We start from the raw sequence: 26,267 nt of genomic DNA on the forward strand, positions 1-26,267 counted from the left end.
AAGGATATATTATATTATCAATAAGTGGTTATAATTTCACATTTATTGCTTGAAAAGGTATCATTGTGAGTTTTTTGTGGATTTTATTTCAAGAAAATAAATTTAAAATCATTCTTTTTTTACTTTTTAGTATTTTTACAAGCTTGTTAGGTGTATTGACTTTAGTTTTTATCAATGAATTTTTATTAAAAACTAGTCTTGAAAACTCAAATATTATCGTGTATTTTGTGCTTTTATTGCTTGTGTTTTTTGCGAGTTCTTCTTTTGTAGAAATTGCTCTAAGCTCGTTTGGGCAAAGTTTTATTTTTAAAATGCAAAGAAGGGTTGTAAAGCAAATTTTAGATACAAGTGTTTTGAGTATTTTAAACACCACCAAAGCAAAGATTTTAGCTTCTTTAAATAATGATGTGCGTAGTATTTCTTTTGGACTTTTAAGACTTCCTGAATTTATACAATCAAGTGTTTTAATTATTTGTGTAAGTGCTTACATAGCTTACCTTTCTTTGGAAATTTTCTTTTTGTGTTTAGCATGGATAGTGTGTGTTTTTTTGGTAGATAATTTTTTGATGAGCAAAGTGTATTTTTATTTTAAAAATGCTAGAGAAAATGATGATGCTTTGCAAAAAAACTATCAAAATATTTTACAAGGACATAAGGAACTAACCTTAAATCCTTTAAGGGCGAAGTATTATTATGAAAATGAGTTTGAAAAAAATGCTCTAAAAAAGAAAAAAAGTTCCACTATGGGAAATATCTTGCATATTTTATCTAACAACTGGAGCAATAGTGCTATGCTAGCTTTAGTAGGAGTGGAGTTTTATATAGCCTTAAGCTATGAGCTTGCTAGTTTGCAAAGTGCTACGACTATTGCTTTGAGTGTGCTTTTTTTAAGAGCGCCACTTGGAGCTATGATAGGAAGTTTTCCTACGCTTATGATGGCAAAAATCGCTTTGGATAAAATTTCAAATTTAAATTTAGAAAATTATTCTCATGAGTTTAAACTCAGTCAAAATAAAAAAACTTGGCAAAAACTTTGTTTTAAAGATGTATCCTTTGCATACAATGAAAAATTTGCACTAAGACCTGTAAATTTTGAGCTTAAAAAAGGCGAATGTGTATTTTTAATAGGTAAAAACGGTAGCGGTAAATCTACTTTTTCTATGATTTTAGCAGGGCTTTTTACAGACTTTAAAGGAAGTATTTTTTTAGATGATGAAAAAATAACTTCAGAAAATATTTATGAGTATAGAAGTTTAATTAGTGCTATTTTTAGTGATTTTCATTTGTTTGAGCATGTTTTAGAAGATGAGAAATTTAGCAAAGAGGACTTGGTATATTGGCTTGAAATTTTAGAGCTAAATGAAAAAGTAGAGCTTGTAGAAAATACTTTTAGCACTATAAAGCTCTCAGCTGGACAAAAAAAGCGTCTAGCTATGCTTAATGCTTTACTTGAAAAAAGGGATATTTTGATCTTAGATGAGTGGGCCGCTGATCAAGATCCTATGTTTAGAAAGTTTTTTTATACTAAACTTTTGCCACTTTTAAAGCAAAAAGGTATTACTATATTTGCTATAACTCATGATGATGTGTATTTTGATATGGCTGATAGAATTTTACTCGCACAAAATGGTCAAATTTGTGAATTAAAAGGCGATATAAAAGAACTATCAAAAAATGCAGTAGAGAAATTTTAAAGGAAAAAAATGAAAAAATTACTCATTTTATGTGTATTTTTAGGAGTAAGTTTGATGGCAAAATCTTTTGAGCTTGTAAAAGAGCCTGTTTTAACTACGCAAATGGTTGAAGGGATTTTGGATCTTGCAAAGAAAGAAGCAAGAAAAAATGGCTTTCATGTAAGCATTACCATAGTAGATAAATCCGGTCAAATTTTAGCGGTTTTAAGAGATGACAAAGCAGGAGTGCATACGCTTAATGCTAGTTATAAAAAAGCTTACACAGCCACTTCACAAAAAAGAGAAACAGCGATTATTTTTAAAGGTGTAAAAGAGGGTAAAATACCTGAAGATATTCGTTATTTAGATGATAAGTTTTCCATTATGCCTGGTGGGGTGCCGATTTTTATAGATGGAGTTGTTGTTGGTGGTATAGGTGTGGGTGGAGCACACTTAGATGAGGATGTAAAAATAGCTAAAGCAGGAATAGCATTTTTACAATAGGCTTTGAAAATCAAAGCCTATGATTACTTAGCTTTTGCATAAATTTCTTTTTCAATGTCTATGTAAAATTGTGCGATAGCTTTGTAAGCTTCTTCCCAAGCTTTTAGTGTAGTTTCATCTGCATTTAATACTACTTTAATAGCCTTTAAAAGACAAGCGCCTACTATAGGGTAATGTTCTTCTTTGACATTTAATTTTGTATGAGTGATAGCTACTTTATCAACAAAGCTTCTCATATTTTCTAAATTTTCTACATTTTTTGCTGCCATTAAAATAGCCATTGCTAAAGCTTTTGGTTGCTCTCCTGAAGCTTGTTTTTCCATATTAAACATAGGTTTTACTTCAGGATATTCTTCAAACATGATTTTATAAAATTCTTTAGTTAAAACTTCACCGTTTTTTTGTAAAACCGGCACACAATCTTTGATGATTTGAATTTGTTCTTGTGTCATTTTTTCTCCTTTGTATATTGTATTTTTGATGATTATATAAAAATGAGAGAAAAAATATCTTGATTTATGTTAATTTTGTATCATTTTATTTTAAAATGATTATGTGTATCAATTTAAGTAAATATAAAGTGAATTATTAATATAATAATCCTTATCAATTTCAAAATTTAAATTAAGGAAATTTATAAAATGAAAGCAAAAGTAGTTTTACTATCTTTACTAGCTGCTATGAGTTTAAGCGCTCAAGAGCTTACGATTTATTCTCATCGTCATTATGATTCTGATAAAGGAATTTTCAAATTATTTCAAGAAAAAACAGGCATTAGTGTAAATGTGGTGCAAGCTAAGGCTAATGAGCTTGCTAAAAGATTAGAAGTTGAAGGTAAAAATTCAAAAGCAGATTTGTTTATGACTGCTGATGCGGGAAATTTAGAACAAGTTCGCACAAATAATCTTTTTGTTTCAGTTAGCTCACCTGAGTTAGAAAAACTTTCTCCAAAAGAATTAAGAGGTAAAAACAACGAATGGTATGCTTTTACAACAAGAGCAAGAATTATCGTTGCTTCTAAAGATAGAGTTAAAGATGGAGAGATTAAAACTTATGAGGATTTAACTGATCCTAAATTTAAAGGTAAAGTTTTAGTAAGAAGTTCAAATAATGTTTATAATATCTCTTTATTAAGTGCAATGATTGATACTTTGGGCAAAGAAAAAGCAAAAGAATGGGCACAAGGCATAGCAAATAATCTTGCGCGCACTCCAAAAGGCGCAGATCGTGATCAAATTCGTGCAATCTATGCCAAAGAAGGCGATGTGGCTATATCAAATAGTTATTATCTAGGACACTTAGCAAATTCAAAAAATCCTAAAGATGTTGAAGCTGCAAATTCAGTAAAAGTGATTTTTCCAAACCAAGATGATAGAGGAACACATATTAACGTAAGCGGTATAGGTGTTTTAAAAACTTCTAAAAATAAAGAAGCTGCGGTTAAATTTATCGAGTTTATGCTTTCAAAAGAAGCACAAGAAATTTTAACAAACCAAAATTATGAGTATCCGGTAAACAAAGAAGTAAAACCTGCTAAAATTTTACAATCATGGGGCGAGTTTAAAATCGAAAAACCAAATTTTGAAGCTTACTGGGGTAATGCTAAAGAAGCTTTAATGATTTTTGATGAAGTTCAATGGAAATAATTTTAAGGAAAAATAAAATTTGAAATTTTTAAGTCTAAGGTGGTCTTTTGCCACCTTTTTTTTCTGTAGTTTAATCATACTGCCTATACTTGCTATTATCTTGCATCTTCCTTTTATAGATATTAATACCTTAAAACATTTGAGTAAAAATGTCTTGCCACGATATATTTTTGGTAGTGCTTTTATATTGTTTGGGACTTTAGTGCTGTGTTTGATTATAGGTTTAGTTAGTGCTTATTTGATAGCTTTTTATAAATTTTTTGGCTCGAAATTTTTTGAATGGTTTTTGATTTTACCTTTGGCTATACCTTCTTATGTGATGGGTTTTGTTTGGATTGATTTGTTTGAATTTCAAGGCTTAATCCCTACTTTTTTAGGTGTTGATAGGCGTATAGATATCATGAATGCTTATGGTGTGATCGTGATTTTATCTTTTGCGCTTTATCCTTATGTGTATTTTTTTGCTAAAAATACCTTTGCTTATGGACTTGGAAATATCATTTTAAGTGCTAAAACGCTTAAGGCTTCTAATTTAAAAACATTTTTTAAAGTGATTTTGCCATTTTGCCGTGTGGGTATAGTGGGTGCTTTGCTGTTGGTGGCTATGGAAGTTTTGAGTGATTATGGCTTGGTAGCGTATTTTGGTGTAGATACTTTTAGTGCAGGAATTTTTAGAACATGGGGAAGTGGTGGCGATGAAGTCAGCGCTGTGGCTTTGAGCGTAGCTTTGCTTGTGTTTATCGCACTTTTAATGCTTTTAGAAAAAATTCAAAGAGGTAAAAAAGGCTTTAATCAAAATGTATTTTTGCTCACTCCAAAAGATGAGTTAAAAGGCTTTAAAGCATTTCTAGCCTTTTTATGGTGCTTTTTAGTGGCATTTTTAGCTTTTGTAGTGCCTATTATATGGCTTGTTTATTGGACTGGGTTTGATTTTATGCAAAATTTAAGCAATGTCTTAATACCTGCATTTTATAGCCTTAGCGTGGCTTTGGCGAGTTCTTTTACTATTGTGGGGGTGGCGTTTTATTTATGTTTTGTGGTGCGTTTAAATGATACAAAAGCTTCTAAAACCATCCTTTGGCTTACGACTTTAGGGTATTCTTTACCTGGAGCTGTGGTGGCTGTGGGAATTTTAGTGATTTTGGGTGTGTTAAATTATATTTTTGATCTTTTGTCTTTTGAATATGCCATAGGTGGTGGATTTTTAGTGTTGTTTTTTGGGTATTTTGTGAGATTTTTAGCTTCAGGGATTTTTGCAACTCAATCAGGCTATGAGCGAATTTCTAAAAATATAGACTATGCAAATTTAACCTTAAAATCAAAACCATTTAAAATTTTTGCTCAAATTCATTTTCCTTTGATGAAGCATTATTTGGCTTTGGCTGTGGTGATTATTTGTGTGGATATTTTAAAAGAATTGCCTATTTCGACTATACTTTCACCTTCAGGCTTTCAAACTCTTTCATCACTTGTGTTTGCTTATAGCGAAAATGAGTTAATTTATAATGTTTCTTTGCCATCTTTGATTATAGTGTTATTTGGGATTATCCCTACATTTTTAATGCATTATTTGCAAAATAAAAACAACCAAAAAGGACAATAATGGAAATCTTAAAAATTGACAATATTTACAAGTCTTTTGGAAAAACAGAGGTTTTAAAAGGAATTTCTTTAAGTTTAAGAGAAGGTGAGATTGTCAGTATTTTGGGAGAAAGTGGCTGTGGTAAGAGTTCTTTGCTTGGTTGTATAGCAGGTTTTTTTGAAATCAATGATGGTAGCATTTATATAGGGGATAAACTAGTTGCTTCTAAGAATGTATATTTAGCCCCACAAGAGCGTGATGTTGGGGTTTTGTTTCAAGATTATGCTTTGTTTCCGCATTTAAATGTAGAAGAAAATATATGCTTTGGTATAAGCTCTTTGGGTAAAAACGAGCAAAAACAAAGACTTGATGAAGTTTTAGAAATTTTAAATTTAAATACACTTTTAAAGCGCTATCCAAATGAACTAAGCGGTGGACAAGCTCAAAGGGTAGCGCTAGCAAGAACCATAGTCGCAAGACCAAAAATCATACTTTTTGATGAGCCTTTTTCAAATTTAAATCACACTTTAAGCGTTAAAATGCGCAAAGAAATCAAAAATATCTTAAAAGAGCATAAGCTTAGTGCTATTTTTGTCACACATGATAAAGATGATGCTTTTTATTTATCAGATAATATCGCTTTGATTAAGGATGGGAAAATTTTAGACTATGGAAGCGCCAAAGAGCTTTTTTACAAGCCTAAAAATATAGATAGTGCTTGCTTTTTGGGCGAGGCATTTTTTATAGATCCAAATACAATTTTAGATGAGAAATTCAAAGCATATTTGCAAAGTAAAAATGGTATTTTACGCCCTAATGATATACAAATTTCAACTTCACAAACTCCTTTAAAAGCTAGCGTTTTAGAATGCGTGTTTTATGGGGATTTTTATGAGCTAAATGTGAGTTTGGAAGGACATATTTTTAGCATTTACCATGATAAAGAGCTTAGTAAAAATGAGGAAATTTATCTTAAGTTAAGCGATAGAGAAAAATTTAACCACTCTAATTCATTTTAAATATATCTAAAATTTGCTAAAGATTATAAAATAAAGTAAAATCACAGCAAAAAAAGGAAATAAATGATTAGTGTAGAATTAATAGAACATATTTTTAAAGCCGCTTCTATATCAAGATGGAATGATTATCCTAGAATGACAAATTTAGTCGAGCTTGATAAACAAGCGCATAAATTTATCATTGCTTATTTCATTGCTAAAATGGAAAAAGATGTGAATATGCGTTTTATTATAGAAGCGGGGATTTTTGAGTTTTTAAGCAGGGTAGTAGTGACTGATATACGCCCTGATGTGTATCATGAGATAACGCGTGCAAAAAATGAGCAAGTAAGTGCTTGGGTATTAAGCAAAATCGCACCGATGATTCAAGATATTGAAAATGGTGCATTTTTAAAACGCTATGAGCTTTTTTTACAAGGTAAAGATTATTCTAAAGAAAGGCTTATTTTAAAAGCTGCTTCGTATTTTGCGACAAGATGGGAGTTTAATATAGTTTATCAAACTAGTTCATTTTTAAGTGATATTGATGAGATTAAGGCTAAGGTTGAAGAAGAATTAGAAGATTATTATGAGTTAATCGGCGCAAGAAAAATCGCCCTTAATCAAAAAATTTCTAAAATAATTGATCTAAGCGGACGTTTGCGTTTTCAAAAAAGATGGGCGCAAACTCCAAGAATTCCAGAAACTGCGGTTTTAGGGCATATGCTTGTGGTGGCTATTTTGTCTTATTTTTATTCTTTAGAAGTAAAAGCATGTGATGGTAGAATAGAAAGCAATTTTTATTGTGCTTTGTTTCATGATTTACCTGAAAGTTTAACTAGAGATATCATCTCTCCGGTAAAATATGGCATAGATGGTTTAAATGAGATCATCAATGAATATGAGATGAAGCTTATTAATGAGAAAATTTTACCTTTTATACCGCTATCTTTTAGAGAAGAATTTAGTTATATACTTGGTATTAGAGAAGGACAAAATGAAGAAAGCGCCTTTGTAAAAAATGAATTTGAAAATCGTATTTTTAATAATAAGCCAAGTGTTTATAGTGGTAGTTTAGATGCTGTTAATGAAGATCGTTTTAAGGCTATTGATGGAAAAGCTTTGAAGTATTGTGATAAACTAGCAGCTTTTATAGAAGCGGCTTTGTCAATTAGCTATGGAGTAAAGTCTAAAGAGCTTGAAAATGGTTTTTTAGGAATGTGTGAGTATTTCAAAACAAATCCGACCATTAATGGGGTAAATTTCTTTAGAATTTGTGAGGATATTAAAGGATATTTTAAACTTTAAAAACCCTCTCCCAGATGACTGCGGCACACACTAAGTCTAAGTGCTCTGCTGTGTTCCCACCCTGAAGCGGTGCTTAAAAATAGCATTGCACAGGTCTAAGAGAAGGCAGTTGAAATAATATCTTAAAATATCTTAAAAAACATTGAGGTGAAGTATGTTGAGTATATTTGCAAACTTTTTATCTAAATTTAGAGAATTTTTTGTTCCAAGTCATTTGTCTTTAGAATTTAGAGCAAAATCTTTTGCTGCTATTATCGTGGCGAATAAAAATATAAAAGCAGAAATTTGGCAAGTTTTAGCTGATATTGCAAATGAAGTTTATCCAAATGATAAAAGCAGACAAGCAATTTTGGTGCAAACTTCTAAAGAATATGTAGATAGAGTTTTAAAAAATGAGCTTAGTTTGGATGCTTTGCTTAAAAATATTGCCTTGCTTTTAAAGAAAAATCCAAGATATGCAAAAAAGATTAATTTTCATAGACTTGAGCGTTTGATGGATAAAAATGAAGAAGAAGCTTTGATACAACTTAGGGTGTATGAGTTTTTTGAGCAAGAAATAAAATATATTTTAGAGAAAAATTCAAAAGAATCAATATGAAAAGCTGAAATTAGCGTTTCATATTGATTGCTTTTTGTATCATTTGATCAGCTGTTGTGATACTTTTACTGCTTGAATCATAGGCTTTTTGTAAGGTGATTAAGTTTGTAAAAGCTACTGATAAATCCACATTAGATTGCTCTAGTTTTCCACCTTCAAAGGTAGCTGTGCTGAAATTTCCATTAGCATCAAGCAAAAAGGTTGGATTACCACTATTTCCTGTTTGCCCATAAAGATTTTCTCCTAGCTTTTCTAAGCCTTGTTCATTTGTAAAATTAAACAAAGCAAGTTTTGCCATAGCTATTTGATCTCCATTTGTAAAAGTCGCTATGATAGTACCATCTGTATTAATAGAATAGTTATTTAAAAATCCCTCACCCTTGCCATCTGTTTGTGTGTGTACCGAAGGTTGTTTATTTTGTAAAGCATGAAGTCCATCATAACCTGAATTTGGTATATTTGGATCATAATAAGAACCAAGATTTATGTTAACCTTTGTGCCATTATTATCTACTGAATTTAAGGTGTTAGATACCAAGGCTCCGGCCTCGTTAAAGGTAATTAAACCTTCGGTAGTTCCGCCTGTTTTGTTGCCATCATTATCATATACTTGAGCAACTGCTTTGTATTCTAAGTCTGTACCATTTTGCGGTAAAACTCTATCTAATTTAACCTTAACCCAGCTAGTAGAACCATCAGGATTAATTAATTTTGCAGAAAGCTCTGAGCTGTCAGCTACTTCTTTTTCTACACTTAAATGAGATGATTCTAATTTAGCTGTTTCTAAATCTACTTTATCTAATTTTTGATTATCAATACTAAAAGCCAAATTCTCATCTAAAGTAGCTTGTAATGTTTGACTAGCACCTTTTTCATCAGTGATTTTAAAATATATAGTATCGCCAGGTTTTAAGCCATAAATTTGCTCATCTTTTACACTTCCTGAAATTTTTACACTACCATCTTCATTTTTGATAAATTCAAATTTAGAAGCATCTACATCTACATTTACCGCTTCTGTTTTAGTGCTTGTATCTAAATTGCCACTCCAAGTGATATTTTGTGTTGGTTGAGGTGGCAAATAAAGATTTTTAGGTACAGAGATAGGTCCTTGAGTATTAACTCCACCTATTTGGAAATTTTCTCCAGGCGTTCCACTCCAAGCTGTGGTAACTTTTTGTCCCATAACTTGACCAAACATATTTGAAACCCTATCGCTTAGTTGAATTTCTTTTAATGATGGATTCATAGTTCCAAGCACATAATTGCCATTTGAATCTACTAAAAAGCCATTTGCATCGGGTTTAAAAGCACCATTTCTAGTATAATAAACTCCATTGGCATTACTTACACCAAAAAAGCCTTTTCCGGCAATTGCTACATCAAATTCATTATCAGTAGAAACTAACGGACCTTGTTCAAAAATATCATTAGTAGCTCCTGCTACACTACCATAACCAGTTTGACCTTTATTGTATGATTGTGTTGTTATGGTGCTATAAAATACATCTTTGAAAGCTACGTCAGAGTATTTAAAACCAACTGTATTGACATTGCTTATATTATGAGCAGTATTGTCTATACCATAACTTTGAGATTTTACTCCATTTACTCCATTATAAAATGCTGTAAACATGATTTTATCCTGTAATCTCTTTAATATCTTCCCATTTAACCCAGCTACCTCCCATACCAACTAGAGCTTCACCTTCTTCAAATCTAACTCCAGTAATAGGATAAGCACCATAAGTTGAGTTCACTGTTGTTCCATCTTCACCTATATAGCTTGCTCTTACATAGTATTTTCCAGATGGCACAGGATTTCCGCTATCATCGGTTCTATCCCAAACAATTTGCTTCATACCAGCACTCATATCTTTAACACTCATTGTTCTTACAGGATCTCCTGCTTCATTGTAAATAGTAAATGTTACAGGTTCACTATCTGATTTATAAGCTGAATCAATCTTAGCTGTTTTTATATCAACACTTGGAGTGTGTCCTACTATTTTAAATGTTTGATCTTCTCCAACTATTGCCTGAACAGTCTCTTCTTGTCCTTTATCGTCCTTCAATTTAATATGTATGGTTTCCCCAGGTTTTGCTACTTCTTTATCAACTTTACCACTAATATCAAGTTTATCTTCACCATTTTTATTAAGTTCAAAACCTTCTATATCAATGTCAGTCTTTTTACCCTTTTGAGGTTCTTTTGGTAAATACATATTAATTTGAAATTGTATATCATCATCTGCTACTACAAGATAATCATCCTTAACCGTTGCGAGTTTTCCAACTGCAGCTAATGCACTCATACCAGTACTTGCTGCAATAGAATTTTGTAATTTAGTCATTGCTACTACAAGTTGAGTCATGGTTTTATTGGTGTTATCTTGCATTTCAAGTGCTGAAAGTTGTGCTGTTTGAGTAAGCATTTTTTCAGTATCCATAGGATCAGTTGGATCTTGATGTTGAAGCTCTATTAGAAGAAGTTTTAAAAATGCATCCTTGTCAAGCTCTGCCCCAGGGTTGTAAATCAACCCGCTATCGTTACCACTCTCATCAGCTCTAGCATTTCCTTTAGTATTTGGCATATCTTTGGTGTTAAGTGCTGCTAAAGGACCTTGAAGAGTTTGTGTATTTATATTTGACATAAAAATCCTTTTTTATATATTTTTAAAGCTTAAAGCAAAAAATATTCCATTTAAAAATATTTTGCTAAAACCATTTCCAAGCTTGGTTTTTCTTGAATTTCTTTTTCAAAATTCACCTTATCTTCTTTATTATTGCTGCTTTTTTGTTTTTGTTGATTATTTTGTTCTTTTCTTTCTTGGTTGTTAAAATTCATTTCTAAATTTGTAAAGCCCATGTTTACAAGAGCATTTTTAAACTCAGCTTGATGTTGTATGAAAAGATTTAAAGTGTTTTGATTAGAATTAAAGCTGATGTTTAGGTTAGATCCTCTTTGGACTAAAGTAACTTCTACTTCCCCAAGATTATGTGGATTTAAAGTTATACTAAAGCGTGTTATAGGTGCTTTATAACTTTCTAGTTTTTCTTTAAATTCTTGAGCAAAATCATTGAAAGTTTCTTTCATAGGAATATTTTGATTTCTTACAAAATTATTAGAAACTCTATTCATTTCTTTCACGTAAGAATTTAAATTTTCTTCATTATGATCACTATCATCTTTTGTAAGTTCTTTGGTGTTTTTGAAAATATCGTTAAAAACATCTGTGTTCTGAGTATTTTTGTCTGTTTTTAATTGTTTGTCTTGAGTATTTAGTAAATTTTCTAAGTTAATTTTCAAATCTTGATTTTGATTTTGTAAATTTTGGATATTTTTTGTATTTGTTAGTTCGGTTTTTAAATCTTTTGAATTTTCTAAAACAGAACTTATTTTTTTACTAAAACTATCTTCGCTGGTGGTTAATTTTTCACTTTTTAATATTTCTTTAAAATCTATCTTTTCTTTGTCTTTAATTTCTTTTTTTAAGTTTGGATTTTGAGTGAGATTGATAAGCTCAATATCATTGGCTTTATCGTTATGTTTATTAGATGTATTTTGAATATTTTTGATTTCTTTTTTCAAGTTTGGATTTTGAGTGAGATTGATAAGCTCAATATCATTGGCTTTATCGTTATGTTTAGTGGTTATATTTTGTATGTTTTTTGTATATTTTATTTCTTTTTCATCTTTATCTTGAATTTTTTCTACTAATTTTTCTTTAAAATCTATATTTTGAATATTATCTTTATTTGGTGTTTTTTCATTTTTTTTAGGAAGTTCTATATTTTTTAAAGCAGAAGAAAGCAAAGAAATACCTTCATTTTCTTTGCTTTTTATATTTTTACCTGAATTTGGTTCTTCTTTTAAAAGTTTAGTGATTTTTTGATTGATTAAATCTTGAAAAACATTAGTATTGTTTTGTTTTTGTGGTTCAATTAAGTCTTTATTGTTTAAATTTGAAGTTTTAAAAAAACCTTTTTTATCAAGATTTGGAAAGGCTTCTTTTAAATCTTTAATTTGTTCAAATTTTATATTTTTGATGTTTAATCCAAGATCTTTTGCTATGTTAAAAAGCTCATTAATATTTTTTATATTTTTTAGCTTGTGCAAGTTTTTTTCAAGAGTTAAAATAGCAGTATTATCTTGCACGAGTTTGTTTAATTTTATATCCTTGCTATCACTTTGTAAAACCTCTAATAAAGAAAGAATTTGCATAAAACTCGTACCTTCAAAAAGTTTTATAGCATCTTTTTCATCTAGTGAAAGTTTATTATTGGTATCTTTTAAGTCTTTATCTTTGCTTGTGTTTTCTTTTTGTGGTGCTTTAAAATCTTTTGATATACTTCCATCTTTTTCATTTATTGCTTGTAACAAGGAATTTAAAAATTCCTCTCCATTGTTTTGTGAATTAGTACTCTCTTTGCTAGGATTTTCATTTTGTGGAGCGATGCTTAATAAATTTAAAGCATCGCCTGCTTGGATATTTGACATTAATTAACCTACTAAAAAATTATTTTTTGCTAAATTTGGAAATAAATTTTGCAATTGTGCTGCACAATCAAGTTTTAAATTTTCATGAGAAAGATTAAAATTTTTAAATATTACTAACAATTCTTCTATATTTTTAGCGTTTAAAACCGCATTTTCATTATGAGCATCATCTAAAATTTCGCTTACTTTGCTTGAAAGCTTTGCATAGTTTAGTTCTTTTTCTTCGTTTGAATTTACAACTTCTAAATAATTTAAAAGTTCCATAAAATGCTTACTATTTAAAACTGAAGTTCCTTGTTTTTCTAAGTTAGCGTTGAAGATTTGAGTATTTAGGTTTGACATATTTTTCTCCTTAAAAATAATTCTTACCCAAACAAAAGCAACAAGTGTTCCAATTTGTTAATCTTAATTTTTAAGCATTTTTTTTATATAATATTAGATTTTAAATTTAAGACTTTGGAGAAAAACTTGGATAATATTAGAAATATAGCCGTTATAGCTCACGTAGATCATGGTAAAACAACGATGGTAGATGAGCTTTTAAAGCAATCAGGAACTTTTAGCGAGCGTGAGCAAATAGCAGAACGCGTAATGGATAGCAATGATATAGAAAAAGAAAGAGGTATTACTATACTTTCTAAAAATACTGCTATTAATTATAAAGGTACTAAGATAAATATTATAGATACTCCAGGCCATGCTGATTTTGGTGGTGAAGTTGAGCGTGTGTTAAAAATGGTTGATGGGGTTTTACTTTTAGTTGATGCACAAGAAGGGGTTATGCCTCAAACTAAATTTGTGGTAAAAAAGGCTTTATCTTTGGGTCTTAAACCTATTGTTGTTATTAATAAAATCGACAAGCCAGCTGCTGATCCTGAAAGAGTAATCAATGAAATTTTTGATCTTTTTGTGGCTTTAGAGGCAAATGATGAACAACTTGATTTTGCAGTGGTTTATGCAGCTGCTAAAAATGGTTATGCAAAACTCGCACTTGAAGATGAAAGCACTAATATGGAGCCATTGTTTAAGACTATACTTGAGCGTGTGCCTGCTCCAAGTGGTAGTGATGAAAATCCTTTACAACTTCAAGTTTTTACTCTAGGTTATGATAATTTCGTTGGTAAAATAGGCATTGCAAGAATTTTTAATGGCAAAGTAAAGAAAAATCAAAATGTAATGCTTGCTAAGGCAGATGGTTCTAAAATCAATGGAAGAATTTCAAAACTTATTGGTTTTATGGGACTAGAAAAAATGGACATTGAAGAAGCAGGGACAGGTGATATCGTTGCGATTGCAGGTTTTGAAGCTTTAGATGTAGGAGATAGCGTGGTAGATCCAAACAACCCTATGCCACTTGATCCTTTACATATAGAAGAGCCAACTTTAAGCATAGTATTTTCAGTAAATGATGGTCCTTTAGCGGGTACTGAAGGCAAGCACGTAACTTCAAATAAAATCGCAGAACGCCTAGAAGCTGAGATGAAAACTAATATTGCTATGAAATATGAAAGTACAGGTGAGGGTAAATTTAAAGTAAGCGGAAGAGGCGAACTTCAAATAACTATCTTGGCTGAAAATATGCGTAGAGAAGGTTTTGAGTTTTGTATGGGAAGACCTGAGGTTATCGTTAAGGTAGAAGATGGGGTTAAAACAGAGCCATTTGAGCATTTAGTGATTGATGTGCCTGATGATTTTACCGGAGTGGTGATTGAAAAACTAGGTAAAAGAAAAGCTGAAATGAAAACTATGACACCAACTGGAGATGGTCAAACAAGACTTGAGTTTGAAATTCCTGCGCGTGGGCTTATAGGATTTAGATCACAATTTTTAACAGATACTAAAGGCGAGGGCGTGATGAACCATAGCTTTTTAGAGTTTCGTCCATTTAGTGGAGCAGTTGAAAAAAGAAATAATGGCGCGTTAATTTCTATGGAAAATGGTGTTGCGCTAGGGTATTCTTTATTTAACTTGCAAGATAGAGGGGTATTGTTTATCGATCCTCAAACAAAAGTATATACAGGTATGATTATAGGTGAGCATTCACGCCCAAATGATTTAGATGTTAATCCTATTAAAGGTAAAAATTTAACTAATGTTAGGGCAAGTGGTAGTGATGATGCGATTAAGCTTGTACCACCTAGAAAATTAAGCCTTGAAAGAGCATTAGAGTGGATAGAAGAAGATGAGCTTGTAGAAGTTACTCCACAAAATATTAGAGTTAGAAAAAGATATCTTGATCCTACTCAAAGAAAAAGAATGGAAAAGGCTAAGTCTTAATGGATTTTGAAGCCATAAGACAAGCTTTAAATAAAAGACTCAAAGCTTTACAAATTTTAGCATTTGCTGAAGCTTTGGTTATATTTTTTCTTGCTTTTCAATTTAGTAAAGATGTGATCATGGCTTTGTTTTTTGCTGTTTTAGCAGGAGTTTTGTTTTTTAGAATTTTAGGAAGAAAGCTTATGTGGGGACGCAACGAGCTTGTGTTTAAAATGTGCGAAGAATTTTTAAAACAAAACAAAGCTAAATTTGACAAACAAGGCTTTGTTCAAAAAGATTTTGAAAAAATTGCGTTTGATTTTTCTTTAAAAACTTATCATTCTCAAAATTCTTTTATTTTTGATGATTTTGTTCTTTATGATGTAAAATTTAAAGATGAATTTGGGAATTTCTTTTGTGGAATTTTGCTTTATAGTAAGAAATTAAAAGAAGATATTAGTTCAAATGAAAGTATTTTTGAAAAAGTAAAAGATAAAGAATTTTCTACACAAAGAGTTTTGAAAAAAGATGATTATTTGCTTATAGCAAGTTTGAAAAATCCTTTTTTTGCTGATTTAAAAATATCTTGCGAGTTAAATTTTAAACTTTTTAGAGCTAATTTAGAAAAAATTCAAGTTTTTATACATGATTAAGTTTAGCTTACTTAATCATTTTGTTCTAAATTATTAATTTCTTGTATTTTTAAATTCTCATTTTTTCCCATTAAATTTTGTATAGTTTGGATTTGGTCTTTAGAAGCATAGTTCATATCTTTTAAAACTATCCAAGTGATTTTTTGATTACAAGGCTTGTTGAGTTTGTTTTTAAAGATATAAAAAGATTGAAGATTATTTGGCAATAACTCATTAGCGCTTAAGCCTTGAACATAAAGCTTATCACCTTCTTTTTTAGGAAAAGCACGGATGATTTTTTTAATAAAAGGATTTTCTATACCTTCTTGTAAAAACAGCACAACCACTGCTATATCACCTTTTTGACTTACATGACTAAAATGAATTTCTAAAGGATAAGATTTTTTATCAATAGAAATCTTTGATGGACTATGGAAGTGAAAATGCGATAAATTATAAGCTGTATTATCTAGCACGATATGACTTCCATTGCTTGCAAAATGCATTTTTATAGTATAACCATCATTTATTAAACCAAAAGAATCATTTGAGTAGTTAAATTCTAAAGAATGATTTTTATTTGTAGCCTTTTTACTATTTATATTGATAAAATCTTGATTTAAACCACTTTCACAATAAATCCAGTTTTTATCTAAATTTTTCCATTTGTCTTTGTCTATAAAATTTCCATGCGAGGCATTTTGAGGCATTTGCTCATAGGCAAAAAGCATGCTAGTGGTAAATAAACCAAAAAGTATTTTTTTAAAACTCATAATATTCCTTTTTTTAGTATAATTATAAAAAAATAAATCCTATAAGAAGCTTATGTTTAAAAATAATTATATTAAAATTAAATATTTTAAAGAAATTACAGATAATATTAAGGATAAATTGATCGATATATGGGAGGATAGTGTAAAACATTCCCATGATTTTTTATCTGACTTTGATAGAGAAAAGATTAAAAATGATCTTTTAAATTCTCAAGTATTTTTTAGTTTAAATTATTTGATTTGCTATGATAAAGACGAAATGATTGGATTTTTAGCATTTGTGGACGATAAAATTGAAATGTTGTTTATAAGATCAAAATATTTTAACAAAGGTATAGGCACCACTTTAATATTTAAAGCTGTAAATGATTATCATTTGAAATATGTTGAAGTAAATAAAGACAATTATAAGGCGTATAAATTTTATCAGAAAAATGGTTTTATACAAGAGGGTGAATATAAAGATGAATATGGTTTTATTGTTTTAAAAATGAAATTTTAACTATTCTTTGCCATCTTTGATAGGCACAAAAAGACATTCATCTAAAACTTCTTTGCTAATCTCACCATCTTTTTTGGTAAATTTAGTGATGAATTGTTGATTTCCTATAAGTAAAGGAGCTACTAAAATTCCGTTATTTTCAAGTTGATCAAATAATACATTTGGGATATGCTCTATATAAGCTGAGAATAAAATTCTATCATAAGGTGCATAATTTTTCCAGCCATTTTGCCCATCATCAAATTTTACATGAATATTAGCATAGTTTAGTTTTTTAAATTTTTCTATAGCGCTAATTGCAAGTTTTTCAATGCGCTCTATGGTAAAAACTCTTCTAATAAGCTTACTTAAAATCGCGGCTTGATACCCGCTACCACAACCTATTTCTAAAACACTATCAGCATTTTTAAAATCAAGCGCCATGGTCATTTTAGCCACAGTTAAAGGCGAGCTTATCCATTGATTGCCCATTAGAGGAAGCGCATCAAGTCTATAAGCATGCATTTTTAAAGGTGAAAAAATTTCTCTTGGAGTAGAACAAAAAGCTTCAAATAATTCTTCATTGATGAAAGTATTTTTGCGAATTTCTTCTGCCATAGTTTGACATTGTTTTTGTTCAAATATATGAATCAATAAGCACTCCTTGATAAAAAGCGTTATTTTATCTTAAATTTTATTTATCTAGCTTTAAAATCCTTAAGGCGTAAAAACGCCTTAAGATTAATCAAGTGTATAAAGGATGTTTGACCCATCTTGATAAGATAAGATGTGTGCTTTGCCATCTTTAAAGAATAAGCTTCTTGCATTAGTTATATTTTCTGGATAAGAAATAGTTTTTACAACTTCTTCTTTATCTAGATCAATTACAGCAATAACATTATGCTTTTTACTTAATGCATAAATCTTGCCATCTTTAAATGCCATTGAAGTTACATAAAGATCGCCCAAAGTTTTTCCTTCTTTTAGTTCAGCTTTAGGAGTAAACTCAGCTGAAAGAACTCTATCTGCTAAAGAAATTTTAGAAATTACAAAAGTTTTAGCGTCTTTATTATTTGGAACAGTTGCTGTATACATATATTTTCCATCGGTAGTTGTACTTAAAATATGATGGAATTTAGCTCTAACTGTATCAATTCTACCACGACCAAGATCTTTACCTTGCCCTTCGAAATTATTTGCTCCTCTCATAAAATCAGCATATTGTAAAGCTTCATCTGCATTAGGATTTTGAGCAAATCTTAAGAAAGATTTATTAGAACCCATTAAGATGTATTTGTTATCTAAATAAGGAATAATTCCTACGATAGGATTAATTGTAGCTGAAAAATATGGATCTAATAGAAAATCAACTTTAGTACTAAAATTATCATCTAAGAAAAATACTTCCCATTTAGAACTTGCAACATACTCTCCATTAATATAATCAAGAGTATTAATAGGCTTAGGAAAATCAATTTTTGTTTCATTTGTTATTTTTAGATTTTCATCAATACTTGCAAATGGAGCATTGCTGATATTATTATCAAACTGAATGCCTAGTTTTTCACTAGCAGGTGCAAAAGCAAAATCAGGTTCTTTAACATCGCGTTTTCCTAAGAAAGAAACACTTTTCCAGCTTTTACTCCAACCTGAATCATCCCAAATGATGTATTTAGGATTTAAACTAAAGCGAACTGGATCACCTTGCCCACTATATGGAATAGGACCAGTGCTTACGAAAGCTTGGAATACATTTGAAGCTACAATAAAAGCAACAATAACCATAGCGGCTAAGTTAAATTTAGTTAATTTTCTAAAGCTAGCTCCTTCCATTTCTTTTTCAAAAGATCCAAATTTTGGAGCAAAAGCAAAAATAACACCTAGTAGTAAAACAACCGCCCAAAACACTACTTCAGCCCAAAAATAAGTGTGTAGACCAAAAATAGGTAAACCAAAACCTTGATCAAGATCACGATGTGCGTGACCACTTATATGATTAAATGATTGCCATAAACCAAACGCAGTTGCAAATAAAAGGAATGCTAAAAATTTACCTTTCATGCCATAACGCACAACAAATAAAGCCGCTACACCAATATAAATCATTGATTCTCTTTGACCCCAGCAAGAAGTACAAGGGCTATCACCTAGCATATAGCCAAAAATTAAATTTGCAATTCCAACAGGTAATAAAATTATTAAAAAACCTGCCATGCACATTAAAAAATAAAAGAATTTAGTTTTATTAATATCATACATATTCGTCACCTTTATAGATTCATTAGGCCTAAGATTGCGCCTGATTTACGACCTAAATAGTCAAATACCATAATAGCCCATGAAATTACAAGTATAGAAAAAGCTAACTTTTCTTTTTCAGGTTTAGCTATCATGAGAACTATGGCAACAAAAATTAATAAAAGTTCTAAAAACTCCATAATTACTCCTTATGATTAAAATAAAAACCGCGGATTTTACTGTATTAGAATAAATAAAAATAAAATATTAAATTAAATAAAATTTTTAGTTTAAGAAATATAAAATTTTGGGTAGTTTTGTGACTTAAAAGTCATCAAAACTCAAACTTCCCTTGGAATAATTTGTAACTTTGCTTTCAAAGAAATTGCTTTTTTGATCATTAAATTTAGAAAAATCATCCACCCATTTAATAGGATGTTTTGCATTATAAATTTTATCAAGATTAATAGCGATTAGTCTTTGATCAACAAGATAGTGAATATACTCTTCTATAATATCATCTGTAAAGCCCATGATTTGATTTTGAGTGATGTATTTACCCCATTTGATTTCAAGTTCGCCTGCTTTTTTAAACATATCATAGATTTTGCTTATATTAGTATCATTAAATAAATCAGGTCTTTCTTTACGTACAGAATTAATCATATTTTGAAATAATAACAAATGAGTAATCTCATCTCTTTGTATAAAGCGTATCATTTGCGCTGATCCTAGCATTTTCCCTGCGCGTGCTAAAGCATAAATAGCGGTAAAACCGCTATAAAAATATACCCCTTCTAAAATTTGATTTGCTACCATAGCAAGCAAGAGTTTATTATCATCTACTTCGCCAGCTAGTTCTTCATAAATACTTGAAATGAAATCATTTTTTTCTCTTAAAGTTTCATCGTGTTTTTCCATTTCATAAATTAAGTCTGTATTTTCACAGATTGCTTCAACCATTACCGCATAAGATTTTGAGTGGTTTGCTTCCTCATAAGCTTGTCTTGCTAAAACTGCATTGATTTCAGGTGCTGTGATGTAAGGATTAATATTATCAGCAAGATTGTTTGTTTGAAAACTATCCATTGAGATAAGTTGAGACCAAACTAAATCATACATTCTTTTTTCTGCTACGGTTAGATTACAGCGATAATCAAGCGCGTCTTTGGTTGTATCTACTTCTTTTGGAAACCAAGTATTTGCTTCCATTAAATCCCAAAGTTTTAAAGCCCAAGTATATTTTGCTTTGGTGAAATTTAAAATCCCATGAGGATTACCATTGAATACTTTTCTATCATTTAAAGTTTCATTTGATTTTGGGTTGTAAATTCTTTTTCTATTCATTTTTCTACCTTTGTTACAATAACACTTTGGCTTAAAATATCATGCAAAGCCAAAGTATCTTTTCTTAAAAAACTTACCAAAAAGCCAATTAATAAACCAAAACTTACGATAAAAATAATATAGCGTAAAAGTATTCTAAAAAAATTAAGTTTTTGGCCATTTTTAAGATCAATCAAGTATAAATCATAAGCTTTAAGTCCAGGGCTTTGGGCTTTTTTCGCTAAAAATAAGGCTTGTAAAAGCCCAAAAATTAAAGAACATAAAAAAATTATAAGTTGATTGTTTAAAAAGGCTTCTTTGGAACCAAGTGTAAAATAAAACAAATATAAAATAGGCACATAAAGCAAAAATAGATCAATCAAAAAAGCTTTAAATCTTAAAAAGCGAGTAGCTATTTTTGCTTTAGTTTTCATTAGTTTCCACGACTACCAGGTTTGATAGCTTTGGTGCCTTTTTCACAAAGTGGGCAAGTATTTGCATCATAGATGTCAAATTCGAAATTTCCTAATGCAAAAAGTGGTAAATTTTCAGGTAATTTTGCATTTTCTTTTCTTGGGTTATTTAAATTTTTTACCGCGCAAAAACCACGATTTGCTAAAGCTGCAAAGCCAACTACCTCCCCACCTAAACTCTCGATGATTTTCGCACTCTCAAGTGCTGAACCACCTGTTGTGATAATATCTTCACAAACGATAAATTTTTCGCCTTTTTTTACTTCAAAACCACGTCTAAGACTCATCGTTCCTTCTACGCGTTCAGTGAAAATAAAACGTTTATTACAAGCTCTAGCAAGCTCATAACCTGCTAAAATTCCACCTAAAGCAGGAGAACAAATACTATCAAATTTAATGTTAAAACTAGCAATAACTTTTGCAAGCTCCTCACAAAGCTCACCCGCTAGTTTCGGATTTTCTAAAACTTTAGCACTTTGAAGGTAAAACTCAGAGTGTTTTCCTGAGCTCAGTAAGAAATGCCCTTGTAAATATGCCCCACAATCTTTATAAATTTGTTCTAAGTTCATTATCAAACCTTTAAAAGTTCTACTTCTTTATTTTTAACTAATTCATCTACTTTTGCTGTGTAGTTATCAGTTTGCTTTTGAACTTCATCATAAGCTTTTTTAGCCTCATCTTCTGAAATTGCTTTATCTTTTTCTAATTTTTTAACCGCATCATTTGCATCTTTTCTAATATTTCTAATAGCTACTTTAGCTTTTTCTCCCATAGCTTTAGCATTTTTAGCATTTTCTTCTCTTTGTTCTCTTGTCATAGGAGGGAAGAATAATTTTACACTTTCGCCATCATTGTTTGGATTTACCCCTATGTTTGCTGCAGCTATAGCACTTTCTATAGCTTTTAGCATTGATTTCTCCCAAGGAGTAATACTAATGGTTGAAGCATCGGTTGCTAAAACCGTTGCTACTTGATTAAGCGGGGTTGCACTACCATAATAATCTACATGAATATGATCAAGTATGTTGATATTTACTTTACCAGTTCTTATAGTGGTAAAATCTTTTTTTAAAGCCTCTAGACTTTTGTCTGATTGTTGTTTTTGCTTAGTATAAATTTCATTTAGCATGGTATTTCCTTTTTTATTTGCTAGTATTGCTTTCACTAATCGGAGCATTTGGTGCGACTGGAATGCTAGTTGTGTTTGTTTCGGGTGCTTTTGGTAAAATTTGTTCTGCTTTTTCAGCAAGTGAATTAGAATTAGCGTTATTATACATATAACTTAGAGCAATTGTGTTGGCAATAAGTAAAATACCCATCACAAAAGTAAATTTGGCTAAAAATCCTGCAGGACCTTTTGCACCAAATAAACTTTCATTGCTTCCACTATAAGCTCCAAGTCCTATACTTGAACTTTTTTGTAATAAAACCGCAATACAAATAATCACAACAATTGCAAATTGCAAAATAATTAAAAGAGTAGTCATGAATTTTCCTTATTGAAAATAAAATGAGTATTTTAACTTAAAAAGTTTGATAAAAACTTGAAAGAGGTAAATAAAATTTGCGAGAAAAAATCTCGCAAATTTTATCTGCTATTAAAACTTCTTAAAATATTAAGAAGAGAGATGAAAAGGTTGATAAAATCAAGATAAAGTGCAACTGCACCTTCGATTGGTGTTTCATAATTGCCTCTAATGATGTTTTGAGTATCATAAAGGATGTAAAAAGAAAATAAAATCGCACCAATTCCAGAAATTGCTAAACTCACAAGTGAGCTTTGGAAAAATAGATTAATTAAAGAAGCTACTACGATAACGATTAAAGCTATAAAAAGCATTTTTCCCATCATAGTAAAATCTTTTTTTGTATTCATAGCAAATACACTTAAAGCACCAAAAGCTACTGTTGTTAAAGCAAAAGCTTGAGCGATAATACTAGCTCCTGCAGGAAGTGCTAAAACTGAATAAAGAAGTGGTGTTAAAGTAAGTCCTGAAACAAAAGTAAAGGCAAAAAGTAAAATTAAATTAAGTGGAGCCTCTCTTTTTTTCCATTGTAATGCAAACAATAAACCAATTTCAACGATAAATAAAATCCAAAAAGTTGCTTGAGATTGTGCAAATAAATGTGCTAAGGCAAAAATTCCTATGTAAGCACCTGCTGTTGCAGCCAACAATGAAGCAGCAAAAAGCTGATAAGTTTGTTTTATAAAAATGCTCAAATCGCTTCTAGCATAACCTTCAAATTCTTGAGTTTTAGAGTTAGAATAATCTCTATCATAAAGACTCATTAAAATCCTCCAATAATTTTTAAAACTAAAATTTACAAAAAAAAGATAAATGAAAGATTAAAACCACATAAAAATGCAATAAAAAATAAATTTAATCGATTTGTTTTAAGTAAAAATAATTTAGTATAATTCTTTATTAAAATGCAAAAAAGGACTTTTATTGAAAGACTTGATTAATGGTGCTTTAAAATTTATGCAAGAAGATTTTAAAGAGCATGCAGAACTTTTTAAAAGTTTAAAAAATAAGCAAAATCCTCATACGCTTTTTATAGGTTGTGCTGATTCAAGAGTAATACCAAATTTAATTACCAATACGGGTCCAGGAGAGCTTTTTGTTATAAGAAATATAGGCAATATAGTCCCACCTTATAGGGTAGGAGATGATTTTTTGGCAACTACTTCAGCTATTGAATATGCTTTTAATTCTTTGCATATAAAAAATGTTATAGTTTGTGGGCATAGTAATTGTGGAGGATGTGCGGCTTTGTATGCAAATGAAAATGATTTAAAAAATATGCCCAATGTTAAAAAATGGCTTACTTTGCTTGAGTCTATAAAAAGTAAAGTTTTGCAAGTAGCAGGAAGTGATTTAGCTATGCGTGCTTGGATGACAGAAAAAATGAATTTGGTTAATTCTTTACAAAATTTATTAACCTATCCAGGCATAGAAGATGCTTTAAATAAAAAAGAAATCGAACTTCATGCTTGGTATTATATTATCGAGACAGGAGAAATTTATGAATATGATTTTAATTTTGAAAATTTTATTTTAATTCAAGAGAGGATAAAAAAAGCATGAAAAAATTTTTTACTATAGTGATATTATGTTGTTTTATTAATATATTATATGCGCAAGAAAAAAATTCTTTAGAACATAAAGATAGTATTTTTACTTTAGTGCAAAATTACATAGAGCTTAATTTGCTTTTAGAAAGTTTTAAAAATAGTGATGTAAATAATACTGAGTTTCAAGATAATATTAAAGAAATAGAAAAGCAAAAAACTACGCTTTTGACTGCCCTTCCTTTAAAAATGGTATCTCAAAAAATTGATGATAAAGAAGCAAAAGATTTTTTAAAAACTAAAAATATTTTACAAAGAAGTGTTGAAAATGCACAGGCTAAAAAAAGATATTATGAGTATGTAGATAATAAAATAAAGCTTTTAAATTTAACTTCTGCAGAACATTTTTATCTTTGTATCTTTGAGCTAGAAAAGATTTTTGCTCAAGGAGCACAAAGTCAAGAAATAAAAAATGTTATTGATAAAAGTATTGACATGCTTAAGGAAGATTTGGTATTTAACTTTACCTTAGATAAAGAAAAAATTAATGATATTACCCAGCTTAGAACTTTAGAAACTAATGAAAATAATTTAAGAAATACTATCAAATCTTATAATGAAATTTTAGTTTATTTAAGAAACAATGCAAATCTACTTGAGACAAATTTTTTATTTACAGGTTTAGGGTTACAAAATGCAATTAATTACATCAATGAGCAAACTTCTATTAGCGGTGTGAATGTTGGAAAGATAGTTATTTCTGTTATTGTTATTGTTTTATTTTATTCTTTGAAATTTTATCTCGCAAAGATTTTGTATTTTATGTTAATACGTTTGTTTGGAAAAAATTCAGCTAATATGGAAATAAAAACCCATTTTTTGGAAAAGCTTCAAGGGCCGGTAGGTTGGTTTTTATTTGCTTATGCTATTGGAATTTGTTTTACTATTTTTTATTATCCTGCGCCTGTAGATATAAGAGTTAGCAATGTTTTATCTATAGTTTATACCATTTTAACTGCTTGGCTTGTGATAAATATTTTTGATAGCTATGGTATGGTAATAGTGGCAAAGCTTGCTGAAAAAAGTGGTAAGCGTGAAGTTGTGAATTTAATCATTAAAATTTTATATTTTATTATCATAGTAATAGCTGTTTTATTTGTTTTGGCTCATTTAGGTTTTAATATTTCGGCATTGATTGCATCTTTGGGTATTGGCGGTTTAGCTGTGGCATTAGCAGCTAAAGATATTATCGCAAATTTCTTTGCTTCTGTACTTTTGCTTTTTGATAATAGCTTTAATCAAGGCGATTGGGTTGAAATTTCAGGTATAGAAGGAACTATAGTTGAAATTGGACTCAGAAAAACAACCATTAGGACTTTTGATAATTCTTTGGTGTTTTTACCAAACTCAACCATAATGGGAACAAACATAAAAAATTGGAGTAAAAGAAAAATAGGACGCCATGTAAAATTATTTGTTGGTGTAACTTATGATGCAAAACCTGAACAACTTGAACAATGTGTAGAAGATATAAGATATTTACTAGCCACTAGCCCTTTGATAGCTCAAGTTGATGATAGTGCGTTAAATCACGGTGGAACACGTGCTAGATATAGACAAAATTTAGTTTCAGTAAATGATTTAGAAGGTTATAAAAATAGTACTTATGTAGCTGTGAGCGGTTTTGGTGCTAGTTCTATTGATATAGAGGTGTATTTTTATACTAAAGCAGTAGATGCTGCAGGTTTTAGAGCAGCAAGACAAAGCATTTTGCTTGAGTTAATGAAAATTGTTGAAAGAAATAAATTAAGTTTTGCTTTTCCTTCTCAAAGCCTTTATATAGAAAAAATCAACAAAGAAGATAAAGAAGAGTTATTATCTTAATAAGCTCTTCTTTGATCATCGCACTCTACTACTATTTTTTCAGCGATGATAATACTTCCATTTTTGCTGCCTTTAATTTTAACAAGGCTTCCTTTTTTTAGATCTTGCACATTGGCTTGTTTTTTATTGCTTCCAAAAATTCTGCAGTTATAAATATCTATATTTGTTTGGGGTAAAATGGTAATAATTAAGTTATTATCAAAACTTGTTTGAATACTTAATGTGTGTGCAGAGGTGTTTTTTAATATACCTTGAACTTTATAAGCAAATGTAAAAGTGCTAATGCAAATTAATATAAGAAAAAAACGCATTAAAATAACT

Annotated in this window: 28 protein-coding genes and 1 other RNA gene; 12 read left to right on the plus strand and 17 right to left on the minus strand. The window is 30.0% G+C overall.

The window, feature by feature from the left end:
* Window positions 1-65: 65 nt before the first annotated feature.
* Together CAMP5060_RS05465 and CAMP5060_RS05470 are read left to right on the plus strand one after the other, a co-directional pair.
* On the plus strand, window positions 66-1,694 hold the full coding sequence (locus tag CAMP5060_RS05465) for a multidrug ABC transporter permease/ATP-binding protein (RefSeq protein WP_337218038.1): 1,629 nt from the start codon (window positions 66-68) through the stop codon (window positions 1,692-1,694).
* A 9-nt stretch (window positions 1,695-1,703) separates the two neighbouring features.
* A complete protein-coding gene (locus CAMP5060_RS05470) occupies window positions 1,704-2,177 on the plus strand; it encodes a GlcG/HbpS family heme-binding protein (RefSeq protein ID WP_337218039.1) in 474 nt (157 codons plus the stop codon).
* Window positions 2,178-2,200: 23 nt separating this feature from the next.
* Here the strand turns inward: CAMP5060_RS05470 and cgb are convergent, their stop codons facing one another.
* Window positions 2,201-2,629, minus strand: a complete 429-nt coding sequence (gene cgb / locus CAMP5060_RS05475) for a single-domain globin Cgb (RefSeq protein WP_039619438.1) — start codon at window positions 2,627-2,629, stop codon at window positions 2,201-2,203.
* A gap of 189 nt (window positions 2,630-2,818) precedes the next feature.
* Between cgb and CAMP5060_RS05480 the strand changes: the two genes are divergently transcribed.
* From CAMP5060_RS05480 to CAMP5060_RS05495, 4 genes are all read left to right on the plus strand, one after another.
* Window positions 2,819-3,823, plus strand: coding sequence for an extracellular solute-binding protein (locus CAMP5060_RS05480; protein ID WP_214100417.1), 1,005 nt, complete (start codon window positions 2,819-2,821; stop codon window positions 3,821-3,823).
* Window positions 3,824-3,842: 19 nt separating this feature from the next.
* Window positions 3,843-5,426, plus strand: a complete 1,584-nt coding sequence (locus CAMP5060_RS05485) for an ABC transporter permease (protein WP_337218040.1) — start codon at window positions 3,843-3,845, stop codon at window positions 5,424-5,426.
* Window positions 5,426-6,424, plus strand: coding sequence for an ABC transporter ATP-binding protein (locus CAMP5060_RS05490; protein WP_337218041.1), 999 nt, complete (start codon window positions 5,426-5,428; stop codon window positions 6,422-6,424). The genes CAMP5060_RS05485 and CAMP5060_RS05490 overlap by 1 nt, the downstream gene beginning before the upstream one ends.
* A gap of 63 nt (window positions 6,425-6,487) precedes the next feature.
* Complete coding sequence (locus CAMP5060_RS05495) at window positions 6,488-7,711, plus strand: HD domain-containing protein (RefSeq protein WP_214126526.1); 1,224 nt, start codon at window positions 6,488-6,490, stop codon at window positions 7,709-7,711.
* A 4-nt stretch (window positions 7,712-7,715) separates the two neighbouring features.
* On the opposite strand, the gene ffs is transcribed toward CAMP5060_RS05495, so the two are convergent.
* Window positions 7,716-7,813: signal recognition particle sRNA small type (gene ffs / locus CAMP5060_RS05500), an RNA gene on the minus strand.
* A 52-nt stretch (window positions 7,814-7,865) separates the two neighbouring features.
* Here ffs and CAMP5060_RS05505 point away from each other — a divergent pair.
* Window positions 7,866-8,309: a hypothetical protein gene (locus CAMP5060_RS05505; protein ID WP_087699830.1), complete on the plus strand. Its 444-nt coding sequence runs from the start codon at window positions 7,866-7,868 to the stop codon at window positions 8,307-8,309.
* Window positions 8,310-8,319: 10 nt separating this feature from the next.
* Here CAMP5060_RS05505 and CAMP5060_RS05510 read toward each other — a convergent pair whose 3' ends face one another.
* The 4 genes from CAMP5060_RS05510 to CAMP5060_RS05525 are packed head-to-tail and all read right to left on the minus strand — an operon-like array spanning window position 8,320 to window position 13,152.
* Window positions 8,320-9,945, minus strand: a complete 1,626-nt coding sequence (locus tag CAMP5060_RS05510) for a flagellar hook protein FlgE (protein ID WP_337217369.1) — start codon at window positions 9,943-9,945, stop codon at window positions 8,320-8,322.
* Window positions 9,946-9,949: 4 nt separating this feature from the next.
* On the minus strand, window positions 9,950-10,963 hold the full coding sequence (locus tag CAMP5060_RS05515; RefSeq protein WP_442863348.1) for a flagellar hook capping FlgD N-terminal domain-containing protein: 1,014 nt from the start codon (window positions 10,961-10,963) through the stop codon (window positions 9,950-9,952).
* 50 nt (window positions 10,964-11,013) lie between these two features.
* The gene (gene fliK / locus CAMP5060_RS05520; protein WP_337218042.1) at window positions 11,014-12,810 is read right to left on the minus strand and encodes a flagellar hook-length control protein FliK; all 1,797 of its coding nucleotides are present in this window, start codon (window positions 12,808-12,810) and stop codon (window positions 11,014-11,016) included.
* A 3-nt stretch (window positions 12,811-12,813) separates the two neighbouring features.
* The gene (locus tag CAMP5060_RS05525; protein ID WP_039619431.1) at window positions 12,814-13,152 is read right to left on the minus strand and encodes a hypothetical protein; all 339 of its coding nucleotides are present in this window, start codon (window positions 13,150-13,152) and stop codon (window positions 12,814-12,816) included.
* A gap of 126 nt (window positions 13,153-13,278) precedes the next feature.
* Between CAMP5060_RS05525 and typA the strand changes: the two genes are divergently transcribed.
* The gene (typA, locus tag CAMP5060_RS05530) at window positions 13,279-15,087 is read left to right on the plus strand and encodes a translational GTPase TypA (RefSeq protein ID WP_039629177.1); all 1,809 of its coding nucleotides are present in this window, start codon (window positions 13,279-13,281) and stop codon (window positions 15,085-15,087) included.
* Entirely contained in the window at window positions 15,087-15,719 is a 633-nt protein-coding gene (locus tag CAMP5060_RS05535) for a poly(A) polymerase (protein ID WP_337218043.1), read from the plus strand. The genes typA and CAMP5060_RS05535 overlap by 1 nt, the downstream gene beginning before the upstream one ends.
* 11 nt (window positions 15,720-15,730) lie before the next feature.
* Here the strand turns inward: CAMP5060_RS05535 and CAMP5060_RS05540 are convergent, their stop codons facing one another.
* Window positions 15,731-16,471, minus strand: a complete 741-nt coding sequence (locus CAMP5060_RS05540) for a carbonic anhydrase family protein (RefSeq protein ID WP_337218044.1) — start codon at window positions 16,469-16,471, stop codon at window positions 15,731-15,733.
* A gap of 118 nt (window positions 16,472-16,589) precedes the next feature.
* Between CAMP5060_RS05540 and CAMP5060_RS05545 the strand changes: the two genes are divergently transcribed.
* Window positions 16,590-16,973 (plus strand): GNAT family N-acetyltransferase, encoded by a 384-nt coding sequence (locus CAMP5060_RS05545; protein ID WP_337218045.1) that lies wholly within the window; start codon window positions 16,590-16,592, stop codon window positions 16,971-16,973.
* On the opposite strand, the gene CAMP5060_RS05550 is transcribed toward CAMP5060_RS05545, so the two are convergent.
* The 9 genes from CAMP5060_RS05550 to CAMP5060_RS05590 form a co-directional block, all read right to left on the minus strand.
* Window positions 16,974-17,603: a protein-L-isoaspartate(D-aspartate) O-methyltransferase gene (locus CAMP5060_RS05550; protein ID WP_214126353.1), complete on the minus strand. Its 630-nt coding sequence runs from the start codon at window positions 17,601-17,603 to the stop codon at window positions 16,974-16,976.
* A gap of 90 nt (window positions 17,604-17,693) precedes the next feature.
* Window positions 17,694-19,211, minus strand: a complete 1,518-nt coding sequence (gene dsbI / locus CAMP5060_RS05555; RefSeq protein ID WP_214126332.1) for a disulfide bond formation protein DsbI — start codon at window positions 19,209-19,211, stop codon at window positions 17,694-17,696.
* An 11-nt stretch (window positions 19,212-19,222) separates the two neighbouring features.
* Complete coding sequence (gene dba / locus CAMP5060_RS05560; RefSeq protein ID WP_087699845.1) at window positions 19,223-19,390, minus strand: disulfide bond formation protein Dba; 168 nt, start codon at window positions 19,388-19,390, stop codon at window positions 19,223-19,225.
* A 124-nt stretch (window positions 19,391-19,514) separates the two neighbouring features.
* Window positions 19,515-20,537: a ribonucleotide-diphosphate reductase subunit beta gene (locus tag CAMP5060_RS05565; protein WP_087699847.1), complete on the minus strand. Its 1,023-nt coding sequence runs from the start codon at window positions 20,535-20,537 to the stop codon at window positions 19,515-19,517.
* Entirely contained in the window at window positions 20,534-20,950 is a 417-nt protein-coding gene (locus tag CAMP5060_RS05570) for an RDD family protein (protein WP_087699849.1), read from the minus strand. Before CAMP5060_RS05570 ends, CAMP5060_RS05565 begins: the two co-directional genes overlap by 4 nt.
* Window positions 20,950-21,558 carry an orotate phosphoribosyltransferase gene (pyrE, locus tag CAMP5060_RS05575; protein WP_337218046.1) on the minus strand — a complete coding sequence of 203 codons (609 nt, stop codon included), beginning with the start codon at window positions 21,556-21,558 and terminating at the stop codon, window positions 20,950-20,952. Before pyrE ends, CAMP5060_RS05570 begins: the two co-directional genes overlap by 1 nt.
* A 2-nt stretch (window positions 21,559-21,560) precedes the next feature.
* Window positions 21,561-22,118: a ribosome recycling factor gene (frr, locus tag CAMP5060_RS05580; protein ID WP_066006378.1), complete on the minus strand. Its 558-nt coding sequence runs from the start codon at window positions 22,116-22,118 to the stop codon at window positions 21,561-21,563.
* 13 nt (window positions 22,119-22,131) lie between these two features.
* Window positions 22,132-22,476 carry a preprotein translocase subunit SecG gene (gene secG / locus CAMP5060_RS05585; protein ID WP_337218047.1) on the minus strand — a complete coding sequence of 115 codons (345 nt, stop codon included), beginning with the start codon at window positions 22,474-22,476 and terminating at the stop codon, window positions 22,132-22,134.
* A gap of 101 nt (window positions 22,477-22,577) precedes the next feature.
* Complete coding sequence (locus tag CAMP5060_RS05590) at window positions 22,578-23,279, minus strand: Bax inhibitor-1/YccA family protein (protein ID WP_087699855.1); 702 nt, start codon at window positions 23,277-23,279, stop codon at window positions 22,578-22,580.
* A gap of 160 nt (window positions 23,280-23,439) precedes the next feature.
* Between CAMP5060_RS05590 and CAMP5060_RS05595 the strand changes: the two genes are divergently transcribed.
* Window positions 23,440-24,078 carry a carbonic anhydrase gene (locus CAMP5060_RS05595; RefSeq protein ID WP_087699857.1) on the plus strand — a complete coding sequence of 213 codons (639 nt, stop codon included), beginning with the start codon at window positions 23,440-23,442 and terminating at the stop codon, window positions 24,076-24,078.
* The gene (locus CAMP5060_RS05600; RefSeq protein WP_087699859.1) at window positions 24,075-25,946 is read left to right on the plus strand and encodes a mechanosensitive ion channel family protein; all 1,872 of its coding nucleotides are present in this window, start codon (window positions 24,075-24,077) and stop codon (window positions 25,944-25,946) included. Before CAMP5060_RS05595 ends, CAMP5060_RS05600 begins: the two co-directional genes overlap by 4 nt.
* On the opposite strand, the gene CAMP5060_RS05605 is transcribed toward CAMP5060_RS05600, so the two are convergent.
* Window positions 25,943-26,257: a hypothetical protein gene (locus tag CAMP5060_RS05605; protein ID WP_261545158.1), complete on the minus strand. Its 315-nt coding sequence runs from the start codon at window positions 26,255-26,257 to the stop codon at window positions 25,943-25,945. The genes CAMP5060_RS05600 and CAMP5060_RS05605 overlap by 4 nt on opposite strands.
* Between the last annotated feature and the right edge of the window lie 10 nt (window positions 26,258-26,267).

It is taken from the genome of Campylobacter sp. 1569 (genome assembly GCF_024723675.1).
Lineage (GTDB): Bacteria > Campylobacterota > Campylobacteria > Campylobacterales > Campylobacteraceae > Campylobacter_D > Campylobacter_D jejuni_C.